Source organism: Pseudomonas sp. NPDC087804, from assembly GCF_044742965.1.
GTDB classification, from domain to species: Bacteria; Pseudomonadota; Gammaproteobacteria; order Pseudomonadales; family Pseudomonadaceae; genus Aquipseudomonas; species Aquipseudomonas rustica.
Window position 1 is genome coordinate 19,554 of sequence record NZ_JBIUVN010000014.1, and the last position, 15,557, is coordinate 35,110.

The following is a 15,557-nucleotide window of genomic DNA, read 5'->3' on the forward strand; positions in this document are numbered from 1 at the left end:
AAAGATCGCAGCCTTCGGCAGCTCCTACACAAAAAGCCCTTACAACAAGAAATCTGTGGAGAGACCAATGAATTTTTCACTGCGTAAAGTTGCTTTGGCGGCCGGCATGATGCTAGTGGCCGGGCAGTTGATGGCCGAACCGAAACGTCCGGAGTGTATCGCTCCGGCCTCGCCCGGCGGTGGTTTTGACCTGACCTGCAAACTGGTGCAGAGCGCACTGGTCAACCAGAAACTGCTGAGCAAACCGATGCGCGTGACCTACATGCCTGGTGGCGTCGGCGCGGTGGCGTACAACGCGGTGGTCGCTCAGCGTCCGGCCGATGCCGGCACGCTGGTGGCGTGGTCGAGCGGTTCGTTGCTGAACCTGGCCCAAGGCAAGTTCGGTCGTTTCGATGAAACCAACGTGCGTTGGCTGGCAGCCGTCGGCACCAGCTACGGCGCCATCGCAGTGAAAAACGATTCTCCCTACAAGACCCTCGACGATCTCGTTCAAGCGCTGAAGAAAGATCCAGGCTCGGTGGTGATCGGTTCCGGCGGCACCGTCGGCAGCCAGGACTGGATGCAAACCGCGCTGATCGCCAAGGCAGCCGGGATCAACCCGCGTGAGTTGCGTTACGTCGCCCTCGAAGGTGGTGGCGAAATCGCTACCGCCCTGCTCGGCGGCCACATCCAGGTCGGCAGTACCGACATCTCCGACTCCATGCCGCACATCCAGAGCGGCGACATGCGTTTGCTCGCAGTGTTCTCTGACAAACGCCTCGACGAGCCGGAAATGAAAGACATCCCGACCGCTCGCGAGCAAGGCTACGACATCGTCTGGCCGGTGGTGCGCGGGTTCTACCTGGGGCCAAAAGTCAGCGACGAAGACTACGCCTGGTGGAAAGACTCGTTCGACAAACTGCTGGCCTCCGACGAGTTCGCCAAGCTGCGCGATCAGCGTGAACTGTTCCCGTTCGCCATGACCGGCCCGGAGCTGGACACCTACGTGAAGAAGCAAGTTGCCGACTACAAAGTGCTGGCCAAAGAGTTCGGCCTGATCCAGTGATCGCCTCTGTCTAGCGGCTGCGTTCCCGATTGCGGGGACGCGGCACAGGAGCTCCCATGCTTATTCAACGCATTTTCGCCTCGGTGCTGTTGCTGGTCTGTGTCGGCCTGGCACTGATGGCATGGCCGTACCAAGCGGCTTTTTCCTACGAACCGGTCGGCCCGCGCGCCTTCCCGCTGCTGATGCTCGGCCTGATGGGCGCGGCACTGTTGTACATGGTGTTTCGCCCGGCACCGATCAAACACAGCGAGGACGAGCCGCCACTGGATCGCGAAACCCTGACCAAGATTGCTATCTGCGTCGCCCTGCTGCTGGTGTTCGCCGGTCTGTTCGAACCGCTGGGTTTCATCCTCAGCAGCATCCTCATCGGCATTCCGATGGCGCGCCTGTATGGCGGTCGCTGGATGCCGAGCATCGTAGTCACCACGCTGATGGCCATCGGTCTGTACCTGCTGTTCGACCGTGTGATGGACGTTCCGCTGCCCCTTGGCCTGCTCGACGTGCTGGAGAACTGATATGGATACCCTCGGTTATTTGGGCCAAGGCTTCGGCGTTGCGCTGAGCCCGTACAACCTGGTCACGGCCCTGACCGGCACGCTGATCGGCACCGTCGTTGGCTTGCTCCCGGGCCTCGGCCCGATCAACGGCGTGGCACTGCTGATCCCGATTGCCTTTGCTCTTGGTTTGCCGCCGGAATCGGCGCTGATTCTGTTGGCAGCGGTGTATCTGGGTTGCGAATACGGCGGCCGGATCAGCTCTATTTTGCTGAATATTCCGGGCGAAGCATCGACCGTGATGACCACCCTCGACGGTTACCCGATGGCCCGCAAAGGTCTGGCCGGTGTAGCGCTGTCGTTGTCGGCGTGGAGTTCGTTCATCGGTGCATTTATCGCCACTTGCGGCATGGTGCTGTTCGCCCCGCTGCTGGCGAAATGGGCGATAGCCTTCGGCCCGGCGGAATACTTCGTGTTGATGGTGTTTGCGATTGTCTGTCTCGGCGGCATGGCCGGTGATCGACCGTTGAAAACCTTCATTGCGGCGTTGATCGGACTGTTCCTGTCGAGCGTTGGCATCGACGCCAACAGCGGCGTTTACCGCTTTACCGGCGACAACATTCACCTGACTGACGGCATTCAATTCGTCGTGCTGGTGCTGGGCCTGTTCTCGGTCAGTGAAATTCTGTTGCTGCTGGAGAAAACCCATCGCGGCCAGGAAGCAGTGAAGGCGACCGGGCGCATGATGTTCAACTTCAAGGAAGCGTCTTCGGTGTTCGTGGTGAACATTCGCTGCGGCCTGCTTGGTTTCATCATGGGCGTGTTGCCGGGTGCTGGCGCGACGCTGGCCAGCGCCGTGGCGTACATGACCGAAAAACGCATCGCCGGTGCCAGCGGCAAATTCGGTCAGGGTGATGCCCGTGGCCTCGCTGCTCCGGAAACCGCTATCGGTGCGTCGGCTTGTGGTGCTTTGGTGCCGATGCTGACGTTGGGTGTGCCAGGTTCGGGCACCACGGCGGTGATGATCGGCGCCCTGTCGCTGTACAACATCACCCCGGGCCCGCTGCTGTTCCAGCAACAACCGGACATCGTCTGGGGCCTGATCGCCTCGTTGTTCATTGCCAACATCATGCTAGTGATCCTCAACATCCCGATGATCCGCATCTTCACCCGCATCCTTGCCGTGCCGAACTGGGCTCTGGTGCCGGTGATCGCGATCATCACCGGGATCGGCGTTTATGCGGTACACGCCACTACGTTCGACCTGTTCCTGATGGTCGGCATCGGCATCTTCGGTTACATCCTGCGCAAGCTCGACTTCCCGTTGTCGCCGGTACTGCTGGGCTTCATCCTCGGCGGTCTGATGGAGCAGAACCTGCGTCGTGCGTTGTCGATCTCTAATGGCGCACTGGAGATCCTCTGGTCTAGCCCGATCACCTTCGGTGTCTGGGTGCTGACCGCGCTGATGCTGGCCTTCCCGCTGATCCGCATCTGGCGCAAACGTTCGGTCGCGCGTCGCGCCATTGCCGATGTTTGATCGCGCCTCACTGAAATCCTGGTGGGGAACCCCGCTGGTCGGTCTGCTCGGCGGTTACCTCGCCAGCCAGATCGGCTGGCCACTGCCGTGGATGGTCGGCTCGTTGCTGGCGATCATCCTCGTGCGCTGCCTGACCCCGTGGCAACTCACCGAGATTCCTGGCGGCCGCAAGTGTGGTCAGTGGATCGTCGGGATTGGCATCGGGCTGCACTTCACCCCGGTGGTGATGGAGCAGGTGCTCAGTCATTTCGGCTTGATCTTCTTCGGTGCGCTGGTCACCAGTGTGTCGGCGGTGGTCGGCGTGTGGTTGATGCGCCGCACCGGTGAGGATCGCGCCACGGCGTTTTTCTCGAGCATGCCCGGCGGCTCCGGCGAGATGGTCAACCTCGGTGCGCGCAATGGCGCGATGCTTAGCCATGTGGCGGCGGGGCAAAGTTTGCGGGTGTTGGTGGTGGTGCTGTGCGTGCCGGCGGCGTTCAAGTATTTGCTCGGCGACGGCAACCCGATTTCTCACGCTGGCAGCGTCGATTGGCGCTGGCTGGCGATTCTGTTTCCGGCGGGCGGTTTGCTCGCTTGGCTTTGGCAGCGATTGCGCCAACCCAATCCGTGGCTGTTCGGGCCGTTGCTGGTGAGTGCGACGGTGAGCATTGGCTGGGATCTGCACATTGGTTTGCCGGATGGTGGCAGCCAGATTGGCCAGTGGTTGATTGGCAGCGGCTTGGGTTGTCACTTCAACCGGCAGTTCTTTCGGCGTGCGCCTTCATTCATGGGGCGGACGTTGATTGGCACGGCACTGACCATGTTGATCGCCACACTGGCGGCGTTAGGGTTGAGTGCGCTGACGCATCTGGATCTGCGTTCGCTGACGCTGGGCATGATGCCTGGCGGGATTGCCGAGATGAGTCTGACGGCGGAGACGCTGCAATTGTCAGTGCCGCTGGTGACGGCGATGCAGGTGATGCGGTTGTTGTTTGTGCTGTTTCTGGCGGAGCCGTTGTTCAAGTACTGGAATCGCAATCCCGAATAAAACCGAGTTGCCCTTTTCGCGAGCAGGCTCGCTCCCACATGATCGTTCCCACGCTCTGCGTGGGAATGCAGCCCGGGACGCTCCGCGTCCCAAGCGGACGCAGAGCGTCCATTGAGGCATTCCCACGCAGAGCGTGGGAACGAGATTACGCGACAGGCGGCAAGCGCCACTCGATCGGCGTCTCGCCATTCTGTTCAAGAAACTTGTTAGTCCGGCTAAAGTGCCCACACCCCAAAAACCCGCGATAAGCCGACAACGGCGACGGATGCACTGACGTCAGCACCAGGTGCTTGGTCGCGTCGATCAGCTTCTGCTTGCTCTGCGCATGCGCGCCCCAGAGCATGAACACCAGATGCGGTTGGCGCTCGCTGACCAGTTCAATGATCCGGTCAGTGAAAAACTGCCAACCCTTGTCCTTGTGCGCATTGGCGTTGGCGCGTTCGACGGTCATGGTGGTGTTGATCATCAACACGCCCTGATCGGCCCAGCTCTGCAAGTAGCCATGAGTGGGAATGTCGATGTTGAGGTCGCGTTTCAACTCTTTATAAATGTTGACCAGCGACGGCGGCGCCGGCACGCCCGGTTGCACCGAGAAGCACAGGCCATGGGCCTGACCCGGGCCGTGATACGGATCCTGGCCGAGGATCACCACCTTCACTTTATCCAGCGGCGTCGAGTTCAAGGCATTGAAAATCATCGGCCCCGGCGGGTAGATTTCCTTGCCGGCCGCCCGCTCCTGCTGCAGAAAATTGCGCAACTCTGTCATGTAGGGCTGGTCGAACTCAGCACGCAGTGCCTCCTTCCAGCTCGGTTCGAGTTTGATACGGTCGTCAGCAGTCATGGTCATACCCGGCAAAAACAATGGGGCGAACCCTAGGAAAGCCGACCACGCTTGTCAATTGATCTGACGCAGATCCGGCACTTTCCCCCACAACGATCATACTGATCGTTCAAATTCCCGATCGAGGTCACGATGAATCTGCACTTCGAAGAACTCACCGGCACCGACGGCGCCCGCATCGGTATCGCCAGCCTGGATGCTGAAAAGTCGCTGAACGCGCTGTCCCTGCCGATGATCAACGCCCTGAGCGACAAACTCGACGCCTGGGCCAAGGATCCACAAATCGTCTGCGTATTGCTGCGCGGCAACGGCGCCAAAGCCTTCTGCGCCGGCGGTGAAGTGCGCAGCCTGGTTGAAGCCTGCCGTGCCCACCCCGGAGAAGTGCCGCCGCTGGCCGCGCAGTTTTTCAGCGCGGAATATCGATTGGATTACAACCTGCATACTTATCCGAAACCGCTGATCTGCTGGGGCCACGGTTATGTGCTGGGCGGCGGTATGGGCCTGTTGCAAGGCGCGAGCACGCGGATCGTCACGCCGAGCAGCCGCTTGGCGATGCCGGAAATCACCATTGGTCTGTATCCGGATGTCGGCGCCAGTTGGTTTCTTGCGCGGCTGCCGGGCAAGCTCGGTTTGTTCCTCGGCCTGACCGGCGCGCACATGAATGGGCGCGATGCGATCGATCTGGATCTGGCCGACCGCTTCCTGCTCGACGAACAGCAACCGGAACTGATCGAAGGCCTGCTCCAGCTCAACTGGCAGGAACAGATCGATCGGCAGCTCAACAGTCTGCTCAAAGCGCTACAACAGGAAGCCGTGGCGCAAATGCCCGAAGCGCAGTGGCTGCCGCGTCGTCAGCAGATCGACGAATTGCTCGACGTCAGCGACGTGGCCTGCGCCTGGAAAGCCATCAGCCTGCAACGCGACAGCAGCGATCCGTTGATCGCCCGGGCCGCGAAGACCATGAGCGAAGGCTCGCCGCTGACCGCGCATCTGGTCTGGGAACAGATCATTCGTGCGCGGCACCTGTCGCTGGCCGAGGTTTTCCAGATGGAATACACCCTGAGCCTCAATTGCTGCCGGCATCCGGAGTTCAGCGAAGGCGTGCGCGCGCGGTTGATCGACAAGGATCAGAAACCGCACTGGCACTGGCCGGACATCAACAACGTGCCGGACGCGGTGGTTGAGGCGCACTTTCACAAGGTTTGGGAAGGTCGGCACCCGTTGGCGGATTTGACGCAGTATTAAAATTCGCGCACAAAAAAAGCGGCGCTTCATGCGCCGCTTTCTGTTTGCGGATGATTACCAGCGGTTGCCACGTCCGTTGTGATCGCCGCGACCGCTGTGTCGGTCGTAGTTGCCACGACCACGGCGATCATTGTCCCAACCGCCGCGACGGTGGCCGTCCCAGTTGCCGCGGTCATTGCCGTGCCAGCGACGGCTTTCGTAGTAGCGTGGGGCCGGTTGATAGTGGCGCGGCGCCGATTGGTAATAACGCGGTTGCTGGTAGTAGCGCGGTGCCGGTTGATAGTAACGCGGCTGGGCGTAATAGCGGCTGCCGCCGTTGTAATAAGTGCCGCCTGTGTTGTAGTAGGCCGGTGCCGGTGACGTGTAAACCTCGGAGCTGTAATACGAGTCCGCGTAGGAGTAAGGGGCGCAACCGGTAACCGAAAACATCAACGCAGCAAGCAGAAGAATTCGTCTATACATGGCGGCCTCCTGGACCGCGGGTTGGCCGTACCAGCGACGCTGGCAGGCGACAGCCATTTAATCGGTGACTGTCGAAAAATCAGACAGCGTTTTCCGAATCTGGTGCGACCCTGCAACAAGTTGAAACAAGTGATTTATGAAAGCTTGTTCATCCGCCAGACGCGGTCATTCAGCCGCTGATTAATGGTGGCCACCGTGATATCCGCCGCCGTGATAACCGCGTCCGTAACCGCCACGATAACCGTAGCCATACCCGCCGTAGTAATAACGCGGGCCGCCGTAAAAGTAGCGCGGGCCGTAATAACCACCGTAGTAATAGGGCGAGTAGTAACCGGGATAGTAGGAAGGTGCGTAATACACATCGGCGGGTGGCCCGTAGTAATAACAACCGGACAGCCCCAGACCGAGCACTGCGCACAGCAGCACCCGACGCAACGTTTTGTGAGTGAGCATGGCGGCCTCCTGAAAGACCTGCGAGCGCAGTCGGCGCAGGCCGGCTGACACCTGTTTTGACTGGCATTCGCAAACCAAGTGCCAGCCGCAAGATGACATCGGATCAGCGGCATTCACGCTGCATCGCGGTGCATCGGCGCACCAACACAAAGCGCCGCCCCGTCCTTGCCTCAAACCTCGTTCATCCCATAGCCCCGTGCCAGAGCGCTCTCCGTGACTTGGCACGCCTCTCGCTTTAGCAAACCCGTGCAGGAGTCATATCACAGGTTCGCGGCACCACAATTTGCAATGGCTGACTAGGGTTCCGGCTCGCAATCGCGAGTGGCTGGTCCGAGAGTTGGCGACCTCCAGTTGAGGTTACACGGCGGGACAAAAGCCCGGGAGACAAGCCACCGTTCGCGGTGCCGCGTTGCCTTCCTGTCCGCCCTTGATCAACTGGAGAATCCGCCATGACCCGATTACGTTTGCCCGCCCTGCTCGCCGCCGCGTTCGCTGCGCTCATCAGCAGCCAAGCCCCCGCCGCTCAGAAAGATCACTTCAGCGTCTGCTGGACGATTTATGCCGGCTGGATGCCATGGGAATACGCCGGCAGCCAGGGCATCGTCGATAAATGGGCGAAGAAATACGGGATCAAGATCGACGTCGTGCAGCTCAACGATTACGTCGAATCGATCAATCAATACACCGCTGGCCAGTTCGACGGCTGCACCATGACCAACATGGATGCGCTGACCATTCCGGCTGCCGGCGGCGTCGACAGCACGGCGCTGATTGTCAGCGACTTCTCCAACGGCAACGACGGCATCGTCCTCAAGGGCGACGGCAAAAAGGTCACCGACCTCAAGGGCATGGACGTCAATCTGGTCGAACTGTCGGTCTCGCACTACCTGCTGGCCCGCGCGCTGGATTCGGTTGACCTCACCGAGAAAGACCTGAAAGTGGTCAACACCTCCGACGCCGACATCTCCGCCGCATTCAACACCGAACAGGTCAACGCAGTGACGACCTGGAACCCGATGCTCTCGGACATCAAGGCCAAACCGGGCGTGACCGAAGTGTTCAATTCCAGCCAGATTCCCGGCGAGATCATGGACATGATGGTGGTCAACAGCGCCACCCTCAAAGACAACCCGGCACTGGGCAAAGCCCTGACCGGCGCGTGGTTCGAAGTGGTCGATCTGATGAACGCCAAGAACGCCGCGAGCAAGGCTGCGCTGGAGCACATGGCCAAAGCTTCGGGCACCGACCTCGCTGGATTCCAGGCGCAACTCGACACCACCAAACTGTTCGCCACGCCAAGCGAAGCGCTGAACTTCGCCACCAGCCAACAGCTGCCGGAAACCATGCGCAAAGTCGCCGAATTCTCCTTCCAGCACGGCTTGCTCGGTGAAGGCGCAAAAGACACCAGCGCGGTCGGCATGGCCTTCGCCAACGGCGTGACCAGCGGCGACACCGGCAACCTCAAGCTGCGTTTCGATCCGACTTACGTGCAGATGGCTGCCGACGCCAAGCTGTAAGCCACGGAGGATTTGGCCATGCGCCTGATCAATCGCCACCCGGATCGCCCCAGTCGCCTGTTGTTGGTGATCCTGCCGTTCGCTCTGCTGCTGTTCGCCTATTTCATGGGCTCGGCCGAGCGCCTGGCGGACAACCCTAACGACAAACTGCTGCCCAGCGCCGTGCAGATGACCGATGCGGTCAAACGTCTGGCCTTCAATGCCGACAGCCGCACCGGTGACTACCTGTTGTGGCAGGACACCGCGTCGAGTCTGCGGCGCTTGGCCATTGGGCTCGGCATCGCTGCACTCGCCGGGCTGTGCCTGGGCATCGCCGCCGGCACACTGCCGCTGTTCGGCGCGCCGTTGTCGCCATTATTGACGGTGTTGTCGATGGTGCCGCCGCTGGCGATCCTGCCGATTCTGTTCATCGTTTTCGGTCTGGGCGAGTTGTCGAAAATCATGCTGATCGTGATCGGCATCACCCCGGCGCTTGCTCGTGATCTGGAGCAGCGTGCCCGAGAAATCCCGGTCGAACTGCTGATCAAGGCGCAGACCCTCGGCGCCTCGACCTGGACGCTGATGCTGCGCGTGGTGCTGCCGCAACTGTTGCCGCGCTTGCTGATCTCGTTGCGGCTGATGCTCGGCTCGGCGTGGTTGTTCCTGATTGCCGCTGAAGCGATCGCCTCCACTGACGGCCTCGGCTACCGGATTTTTCTGGTGCGGCGTTATCTGGCGATGGACGTGATTCTGCCGTACGTGATGTGGATCACCCTCCTCGCCTGGTTGATGGATTGGGGCCTGAAATACCTGACGCGGCGGGCGTTCCCTTGGTATGAGGGGGCGGCCAAATGAGCTTCATCACCGTGAAAAATGTCTGGCAGCAATACGCCGATCAAGTGGTGCTCGAAGGCTTGAACCTGAATGTCAACGAAGGTGAATTTTGCACCTTGGTCGGCGCCTCCGGTTGCGGCAAATCGACCTTCCTGCGTCTGTTGCTCGGCCAGGAAACGGCGAGTCGCGGCGAGATTCTGCTCGACGGTCAAGCGCTGGCCAGTGAGCCGGATGCCAGCCGAGGCGTGGTGTTTCAGCGCTACTCGGTGTTCCCGCATTTGAACGTGCTCGACAACGTCGCCCTCGGCCTTGAACTGCCGCGTGCGCCGTTGCTGGGGCGGTTGTTCGGCAGCGGCAAACGTGACGCGCGCGAACAGGCTGCGGCGCTGCTGCACAAAGTCGGCCTCGGTCATGCGCTGGACAAGTACCCGGCGCAGTTGTCCGGCGGTATGCAGCAGCGGCTGGCGATTGCTCAGGCGCTGATCATGAAACCGCGCGTGCTGCTGCTCGACGAGCCGTTCGGCGCGCTCGATCCGGGCATCCGTAAAGACATGCACGCCTTGCTGCTGGAGCTGTGGCGCGAGACCAGACTGACCGTGTTCATGGTCACTCATGATCTGTCCGAAGGCTTCAGCCTCGGCACCCGTCTGCTGGTGTTCGACAAGGTGCGCCTCGACCCGCATGCCCCCGGCGCCTATGGCGCACGCATCACCTACGACATCCCTTTGAACAGCGACCGCCGCGCCCAACGCGCCGCCGTCGACGCCCTGCCGTTGCCACTGGCAGGCGCCCTTCGCACCGCTTGAGAGGACTGCTCTGATGAATAAGCCGATGACTGATTCGACTCAACTGTTTCCACCCTTCGCCGAAGAAATGCTCCCCGGTGGCGGCCACCGCTCCTTCGTGTTGAAGCGCGGCCAATTGCTGCGCCTGACCGACCTGCGCGGCGGCGCCAACGTCAGCCTGACCCTGCTCAACGCCAAAGAAAAAACCGAGAGGCTGAACCTGCCCGACAGCCTCAAATGCCAACACACCGCCAAGCTCACCAGCGGTCACTGCCTGTACTCGGACATGGGCCGCGTGCTGGCCGCAATCACTGCCGACACGTGCGGCTGGAGCGACAGCCTCGGCGGTGTGCTCTGCGCCGAAGAGGTCGCAGAAAAGTACGGTCAGGGCCGCTATCAGGAATTGCGCAACGGCTTCTTTCGCAACGGCACCGACAACCTGTTGGTGGAACTCGGCAAGTGGAGTTTGGGCCTGTCCGACCTGTTGATGACCCTCAATTTGTTCAGCCGCGTCAACGTCGATGAGGCCGGGCGTTTCCACTTCGTCGAGGGCAATTCCAAGGCCGGCGACTACATCGAACTGTACGCGCCGATGGACACGCTGGTGGTGCTCACCGCGCTGCAGCACCCGATGGATCCGGCGCCGGAATATGCACCAAAACCGCTGAAGCTGAGCTGCATGAACGCCGACGCCAGCGTCGCCGAACACTGCCGTACCTCGCGCCCGGAAAATGAGCGCGGCTTTGTCAACACCGACCGTTTGTTCGCCTGAGGATCGCTGCCATGTCAGTTGCTATCGCCACTTCGCAAAAACAACCCGACGCTGCGGTGTACCGCGCCACGATCCCGGCCGGTGAGCCGTGGCTGATGGAGGTCAAGGCCGGGCAGACCCTGCGCATCCTTGATCTGGAAGGTAATCAAGCGGTCGATACGTTGTTCTACAGCGTCGCCAATCCCAAGGAACGCTATGACGTGCAACGCACTTTGCGCCGGCAGAACAGCGTCTACCTGAGCACCGGCAGCGTGCTCTATTCCAACCTCGGCCACGCGATGCTGACCATCGTCGCCGACACCTGCGGACGCCACGACACCCTCGGCGGTGCGTGCGCGCAAGAGAGCAACACCGTGCGTTACGCCCTGGAAAAACGCTACATGCACAGCTGCCGCGACAACTACCTGCGCGCCTGTGTGCATGACGGACGCTTGGGCAAAAGCGACATCGGGCCGAACATCAATTTCTTCATGAATGTGCCGGTCACGGCGGACGGCGGGCTGACGTTTGAAGACGGAATTTCGGCGCCGGGCAAGTATGTGGATTTGCGCGCGGAGATGGACGTGATCGTGCTGATTTCCAATTGTCCGCAGTTGAATAATCCGTGCAATGCCTACAACCCGACACCTGCGGAGCTGCTGGTATGGAACTGACTATCCGCCGTTTACGCCGCGTGCTTTTCGCCCTGTGCCAGGCACGTTCCGGGCAGTGCATCAAATAACCGCTCCCCTGTAGGAGCTGCCGCAGGCTGCGATCTCTTGATTTTGCTTTTTGAAAATTCAAGATCAAAAGATCGCAGCCTGCGGCAGCTCCTACAGGTGCAGCGTGGATTTAAGTCATCCGGGACGGCCCGGATGTCTGTCGAAAAACGGCGGGACGGCCCGCTTCCCCTTCAGGGGTTATGCCATGTTCGAAAAAATCCTCATCGCCAACCGTGGCGCCATCGCCTGCCGCATCCTGCGCACCCTCGCCTCATTGCAGGTCAAAGGCGTGGCCGTGTACTCCGAAGCCGACGCCGCCAGCCTGCACATCCTGCAAGCCGATGAAGCGCACAGTCTCGGTGAAGGCGCCGCTGCCGGCACCTATCTGGCCGTCGACAAGATCCTCGCCATCGCCAAGCACAGCGGTGCCACGGCGATCCATCCCGGCTACGGATTTCTGTCCGAGAACGCCGCGTTCGCCGAAGCGTGCGAGGCGCAGAACATCGCCTTCATTGGCCCGACACCGGAGCAACTGCGCGTATTCGGCCTCAAGCACACCGCTCGCGCCTTGGCCAAACAACACGGCGTGCCGATGCTCGAAGGTACCGAACTGCTCGACAGCCTCGACGCCGCGCTGATCGCTGGCGAACAAGTCGGCTACCCGGTGATGCTGAAAAGCACCGCTGGCGGTGGCGGCATCGGCATGCGCGTGTGCCGCAGCGCCAGCGAATTGAGCGAATCGTTTGAGGCAGTCAAACGCCTCGGTCAGAACAACTTCAGCGACGCCGGCGTGTTCATCGAGAAGTACATCCAGCGCGCCCGCCATTTGGAGGTGCAGGTGTTCGGCGATGGTCGCGGTGAAGTCATCGCCCTCGGCGTGCGCGACTGCTCGGTGCAACGGCGCAATCAGAAAGTCCTCGAAGAAACCCCGGCACCAAACCTGCCCGACGGCATGGCCGAAGAGCTGTGCGCGGCGGCGATCAAACTGGCGAAAGCCGTTAACTACCGCAGCGCCGGCACCGTGGAATTCGTCTTCGACAGCGAGGCGCAGCGCTTCTATTTCCTCGAAGTGAACACGCGCTTGCAGGTCGAGCACGGTGTCACCGAACAGGTCTGGGGCGTGGATCTGGTGCGCTGGATGGTGGAGCTGGCCGCCGGTGATCTGCCGCCGCTGAGCGAGTTGTCTCGTCAGTTGAAACCCGAAGGCCATGCGATTCAGGCGCGGCTGTATGCGGAAGATCCGGGGCGTGATTTTCAGCCGAGCCCGGGCCTGCTGGCGGCGGTGCAGTTTCCGCCGGCCAACGGTATTCAACTGCGCATCGACACGTGGGTTGAGGCGGGTTGCGAGATCCCGCCGTATTTCGATCCGATGATCGCCAAGGTCATTACCTGGGCGCCCACCCGCGAGCAGGCACGGGCCGAATTGCATCAAGCGCTGGGCGACAGTCTGTTGTACGGCGTGGAAACCAACCGTGATTATCTGCGGCAGATTCTCCTCGACACGCCGTTCGCCAGCGGTGAGCCGTGGACGCGTTGTCTGGAAGGTCTGGACTATCGCGCCAACACTTTTGAAGTGCTCAGCGCAGGCACGCAAACCAGCGTGCAGGACTATCCCGGCCGCCTCGGTTACTGGGCGGTCGGTGTGCCGCCGTCGGGGCCGATGGACAGCCGCGCGCTGCGTCTGGGCAATCGCTTGCTCGGCAATGCTGAAGGCGCGGCGGCGCTGGAAATCACCATGAGCGGGCCGCTGCTGCGCTTCAATTGTGCAGCGGTGATCGCGGTGACCGGTGCGCCGATCGCGCTGACGCTTGAGGGTGACAGCGTGCCGATGAACACCGCCCTGCTGATCCCGGCGGGTGCGACGTTGCATCTGGGTAGCATCAGCGGTGCCGGGGCGCGCAGCTATCTGTGCCTGCGCGGTGGCTTGCAGGTGCCGGATTATCTGGGCAGCAAAAGCACTTTCACGTTGGGTCAGTTTGGTGGCCACGGTGGTCGCGCGTTGCGCGCGGGTGATGTGTTGCATGTGCCTGCTTTGAGTGATCGCAGCAGCGGTCAACAACTGGCTGAAGAACACGTCACCGCGTTACCTGCGGTGCGGCAGATTCGGGTGATTTACGGCCCGCACGCTGCGCCGGAATATTTCACCGAAAATTACATCGGCACGTTCTTTGAAACCCAATGGGAAGTACATTTCAACTCGAGCCGCACCGGTGTTCGGCTGATTGGGCCGAAGCCGGAATGGGTACGGGCGGACGGAGGTGAAGCCGGGTTGCATCCTTCGAATATTCACGACAATCCGTACGCCATTGGCGCGGTGGATTTCACCGGGGACATGCCGGTGATCCTCGGCCCGGATGGCCCGAGCCTTGGCGGATTTGTCTGCCCGGTGACGGTGATCGAGGCGGATCTGTGGCAACTGGGGCAGCTCAAGGCGGGCGATAAAATCCAGTTCATCCCGATCGACCTCAAAACCGCCCGCAACCTCGCCCTGAAATGGGATTCCCACTGTGGGAGCGAGCCTGCTCGCGAAGAGGCCAGATCAGACACCGCATCAACTTCATCGCGAGCAGGCTCACTCCTACAGGGGCTTTTGTCGCCAGTGGTGTTGTCGTTGGGTCAGGGGGATGTGCGGCTTGTTGCGCGTGCCTCTGGGGATACGCATCTATTGCTGGAAATCGGCGAGCCGGAGCTCAATCTCGTCCTGCGCTTCCGCGCCCACGCCCTCATGCAGGCGCTGGAACACAAAGCCCTGCACGGCGTGATCGACCTCACCCCCGGCATTCGCTCGCTGCAAATCCATTACCAGCCGGAGCAACTGCCGCTCGCCGATCTGCTCGGCATCATCGCCGGCGAATGGGACGCGGTGTGCGCCGCCAACGACCTGCAAGTGCCGTCGCGCATCGTCCATCTGCCGCTGTCCTGGGACGATCCGGCTTGCCAACTGGCGATCGAGAAATACATGACCACCGTGCGCAAGGACGCGCCGTGGTGCCCGAGCAATCTGGAGTTCATCCGCCGCATCAACGACCTGCCGAACCTCGACGAAGTGCAGCGCACCGTATTCGATGCGAGCTACCTGGTGATGGGCCTCGGCGATGTCTACCTCGGCGCGCCGGTGGCCACACCGCTCGATCCGCGCCACCGTTTGGTGACCACCAAATACAACCCGGCGCGCACCTGGACGGCCGAGAATTCGGTGGGCATCGGCGGCGCTTATATGTGCGTGTACGGCATGGAAGGCCCCGGCGGTTATCAGTTTGTCGGGCGTACCCTGCAGATGTGGAATCGCTACCGCGAAGTGGCGGCGTTTGACGGTAAACCGTGGCTGCTGCGCTTCTTCGATCAGATCCGTTTCTACCCGGTCAGCGCTGAAGAACTGCTGCGCATCCGCCGCGATTTTCCGCTGGGCCGCTTCGATCTGAACATCGAACACAGCCAACTCAACCTCGCCGATTATCAAGCGTTTCTCAGTCGCGAGGCCGAGGGCATCAGCGCCTTTCGCGCTCAGCAACAGGGTGCCTTCAATGCCGAACGCGAACGCTGGATCGCCAGTGGTCAGGCGCATTTCGACAGTGAAGAAGCGGTGGTCGAATCCAGCGAGGACGCGCTGCTGGCGGAGGGTGAACACAGCGTCGACAGCCACATCGCCGGCAATCTCTGGCAGGTGCAGGTCGAGGCTGGCAGCCGTGTTGCGGCCGGCGATGTGCTGGTGATTCTCGAGTCGATGAAGATGGAGATTCCGCTGCTCGCGCCGATGGCCGGGGTCGTGCGCGAGATCCGTGTGCAACCCGGTTCGGCGGTGCGTGCGGGACAACGGGTCGTGGTGCTGGAACTCGACTGAAGCCAATTGAATAAGGATCAACCC

The 15,557-nt window shown here is 61.3% G+C and carries 14 protein-coding genes and 1 riboswitch; of the genes, 11 read left to right on the top strand and 3 right to left on the bottom strand.

Annotated features, from left to right (window positions below):
- Positions 1-67 precede the first annotated feature (67 nt).
- The 4 genes from ACIOMO_RS17745 to ACIOMO_RS17760 are packed head-to-tail and all read left to right on the top strand — an operon-like array spanning position 68 to position 4,103.
- Complete coding sequence (locus ACIOMO_RS17745; protein WP_053118042.1) at positions 68-1,045, top strand: tripartite tricarboxylate transporter substrate binding protein; 978 nt, start codon at positions 68-70, stop codon at positions 1,043-1,045.
- Positions 1,046-1,101: 56 nt separating this feature from the next.
- Entirely contained in the window at positions 1,102-1,560 is a 459-nt protein-coding gene (locus tag ACIOMO_RS17750; RefSeq protein WP_053118040.1) for a tripartite tricarboxylate transporter TctB family protein, read from the top strand.
- Position 1,561: 1 nt separating this feature from the next.
- Entirely contained in the window at positions 1,562-3,076 is a 1,515-nt protein-coding gene (locus ACIOMO_RS17755) for a tripartite tricarboxylate transporter permease (RefSeq protein ID WP_053118038.1), read from the top strand.
- Positions 3,069-4,103, top strand: coding sequence for an AbrB family transcriptional regulator (locus ACIOMO_RS17760; RefSeq protein ID WP_401242471.1), 1,035 nt, complete (start codon positions 3,069-3,071; stop codon positions 4,101-4,103). Before ACIOMO_RS17755 ends, ACIOMO_RS17760 begins: the two co-directional genes overlap by 8 nt.
- Before the next feature lie 145 nt (positions 4,104-4,248).
- Here the strand turns inward: ACIOMO_RS17760 and ung are convergent, their stop codons facing one another.
- Positions 4,249-4,944, bottom strand: coding sequence for a uracil-DNA glycosylase (ung, locus tag ACIOMO_RS17765; RefSeq protein WP_401242474.1), 696 nt, complete (start codon positions 4,942-4,944; stop codon positions 4,249-4,251).
- A gap of 132 nt (positions 4,945-5,076) precedes the next feature.
- Here ung and ACIOMO_RS17770 point away from each other — a divergent pair, with 132 nt between their 5' ends.
- Entirely contained in the window at positions 5,077-6,189 is a 1,113-nt protein-coding gene (locus ACIOMO_RS17770) for an enoyl-CoA hydratase/isomerase family protein (RefSeq protein WP_212545219.1), read from the top strand.
- Between the two features lie 54 nt (positions 6,190-6,243).
- Here ACIOMO_RS17770 and ACIOMO_RS17775 read toward each other — a convergent pair whose 3' ends face one another.
- On the bottom strand, positions 6,244-6,651 hold the full coding sequence (locus ACIOMO_RS17775) for a hypothetical protein (RefSeq protein ID WP_400646637.1): 408 nt from the start codon (positions 6,649-6,651) through the stop codon (positions 6,244-6,246).
- Between the two features lie 180 nt (positions 6,652-6,831).
- The gene (locus tag ACIOMO_RS17780) at positions 6,832-7,104 is read right to left on the bottom strand and encodes a hypothetical protein (RefSeq protein WP_053118030.1); all 273 of its coding nucleotides are present in this window, start codon (positions 7,102-7,104) and stop codon (positions 6,832-6,834) included.
- A 285-nt stretch (positions 7,105-7,389) separates the two neighbouring features.
- Positions 7,390-7,490: riboswitch (guanidine-I (ykkC/yxkD leader) on the top strand.
- Positions 7,491-7,553: 63 nt separating this feature from the next.
- Here ACIOMO_RS17780 and ACIOMO_RS17785 point away from each other — a divergent pair.
- The 6 genes from ACIOMO_RS17785 to uca all read left to right on the top strand — a co-directional run bounded on the left by ACIOMO_RS17785 (position 7,554) and on the right by uca (position 15,533).
- On the top strand, positions 7,554-8,621 hold the full coding sequence (locus ACIOMO_RS17785; RefSeq protein ID WP_401242478.1) for a putative urea ABC transporter substrate-binding protein: 1,068 nt from the start codon (positions 7,554-7,556) through the stop codon (positions 8,619-8,621).
- An 18-nt stretch (positions 8,622-8,639) separates the two neighbouring features.
- Positions 8,640-9,455: an ABC transporter permease gene (locus ACIOMO_RS17790; protein WP_401242481.1), complete on the top strand. Its 816-nt coding sequence runs from the start codon at positions 8,640-8,642 to the stop codon at positions 9,453-9,455.
- A complete protein-coding gene (locus tag ACIOMO_RS17795) occupies positions 9,452-10,240 on the top strand; it encodes an ABC transporter ATP-binding protein (RefSeq protein WP_212545223.1) in 789 nt (262 codons plus the stop codon). Before ACIOMO_RS17790 ends, ACIOMO_RS17795 begins: the two co-directional genes overlap by 4 nt.
- 25 nt (positions 10,241-10,265) lie before the next feature.
- Complete coding sequence (locus ACIOMO_RS17800) at positions 10,266-10,991, top strand: urea amidolyase associated protein UAAP1 (RefSeq protein WP_401242617.1); 726 nt, start codon at positions 10,266-10,268, stop codon at positions 10,989-10,991.
- Positions 10,992-11,002: 11 nt separating this feature from the next.
- A complete protein-coding gene (locus ACIOMO_RS17805) occupies positions 11,003-11,644 on the top strand; it encodes an urea amidolyase associated protein UAAP2 (RefSeq protein ID WP_053118023.1) in 642 nt (213 codons plus the stop codon).
- 253 nt (positions 11,645-11,897) lie between these two features.
- On the top strand, positions 11,898-15,533 hold the full coding sequence (gene uca, locus ACIOMO_RS17810) for an urea carboxylase (RefSeq protein WP_401242484.1): 3,636 nt from the start codon (positions 11,898-11,900) through the stop codon (positions 15,531-15,533).
- Positions 15,534-15,557 lie beyond the last annotated feature (24 nt).

Bases quoted from the DNA above. Each gene is read 5' to 3' on its own strand.
- ACIOMO_RS17760 (WP_401242471.1), top strand. From the start codon at position 3,069: ATGTTTGATCGCGCCTCACTGAAATCCTGGTGGGGAACCCCGCTGGTC.
- ACIOMO_RS17770 (WP_212545219.1), top strand. From the start codon at position 5,077: ATGAATCTGCACTTCGAAGAACTCACCGGCACCGACGGCGCCCGCATC.
- ACIOMO_RS17780 (WP_053118030.1), bottom strand. From the start codon at position 7,104: ATGCTCACTCACAAAACGTTGCGTCGGGTGCTGCTGTGCGCAGTGCTC.
- ACIOMO_RS17750 (WP_053118040.1), top strand. From the start codon at position 1,102: ATGCTTATTCAACGCATTTTCGCCTCGGTGCTGTTGCTGGTCTGTGTC.
- ung (WP_401242474.1), bottom strand. From the start codon at position 4,944: ATGACTGCTGACGACCGTATCAAACTCGAACCGAGCTGGAAGGAGGCA.
- ACIOMO_RS17805 (WP_053118023.1), top strand. From the start codon at position 11,003: ATGTCAGTTGCTATCGCCACTTCGCAAAAACAACCCGACGCTGCGGTG.
- ACIOMO_RS17755 (WP_053118038.1), top strand. From the start codon at position 1,562: ATGGATACCCTCGGTTATTTGGGCCAAGGCTTCGGCGTTGCGCTGAGC.
- ACIOMO_RS17775 (WP_400646637.1), bottom strand. From the start codon at position 6,651: ATGTATAGACGAATTCTTCTGCTTGCTGCGTTGATGTTTTCGGTTACC.
- ACIOMO_RS17785 (WP_401242478.1), top strand. From the start codon at position 7,554: ATGACCCGATTACGTTTGCCCGCCCTGCTCGCCGCCGCGTTCGCTGCG.
- ACIOMO_RS17745 (WP_053118042.1), top strand. From the start codon at position 68: ATGAATTTTTCACTGCGTAAAGTTGCTTTGGCGGCCGGCATGATGCTA.
- ACIOMO_RS17790 (WP_401242481.1), top strand. From the start codon at position 8,640: ATGCGCCTGATCAATCGCCACCCGGATCGCCCCAGTCGCCTGTTGTTG.
- ACIOMO_RS17795 (WP_212545223.1), top strand. From the start codon at position 9,452: ATGAGCTTCATCACCGTGAAAAATGTCTGGCAGCAATACGCCGATCAA.
- ACIOMO_RS17800 (WP_401242617.1), top strand. From the start codon at position 10,266: ATGACTGATTCGACTCAACTGTTTCCACCCTTCGCCGAAGAAATGCTC.
- uca (WP_401242484.1), top strand. From the start codon at position 11,898: ATGTTCGAAAAAATCCTCATCGCCAACCGTGGCGCCATCGCCTGCCGC.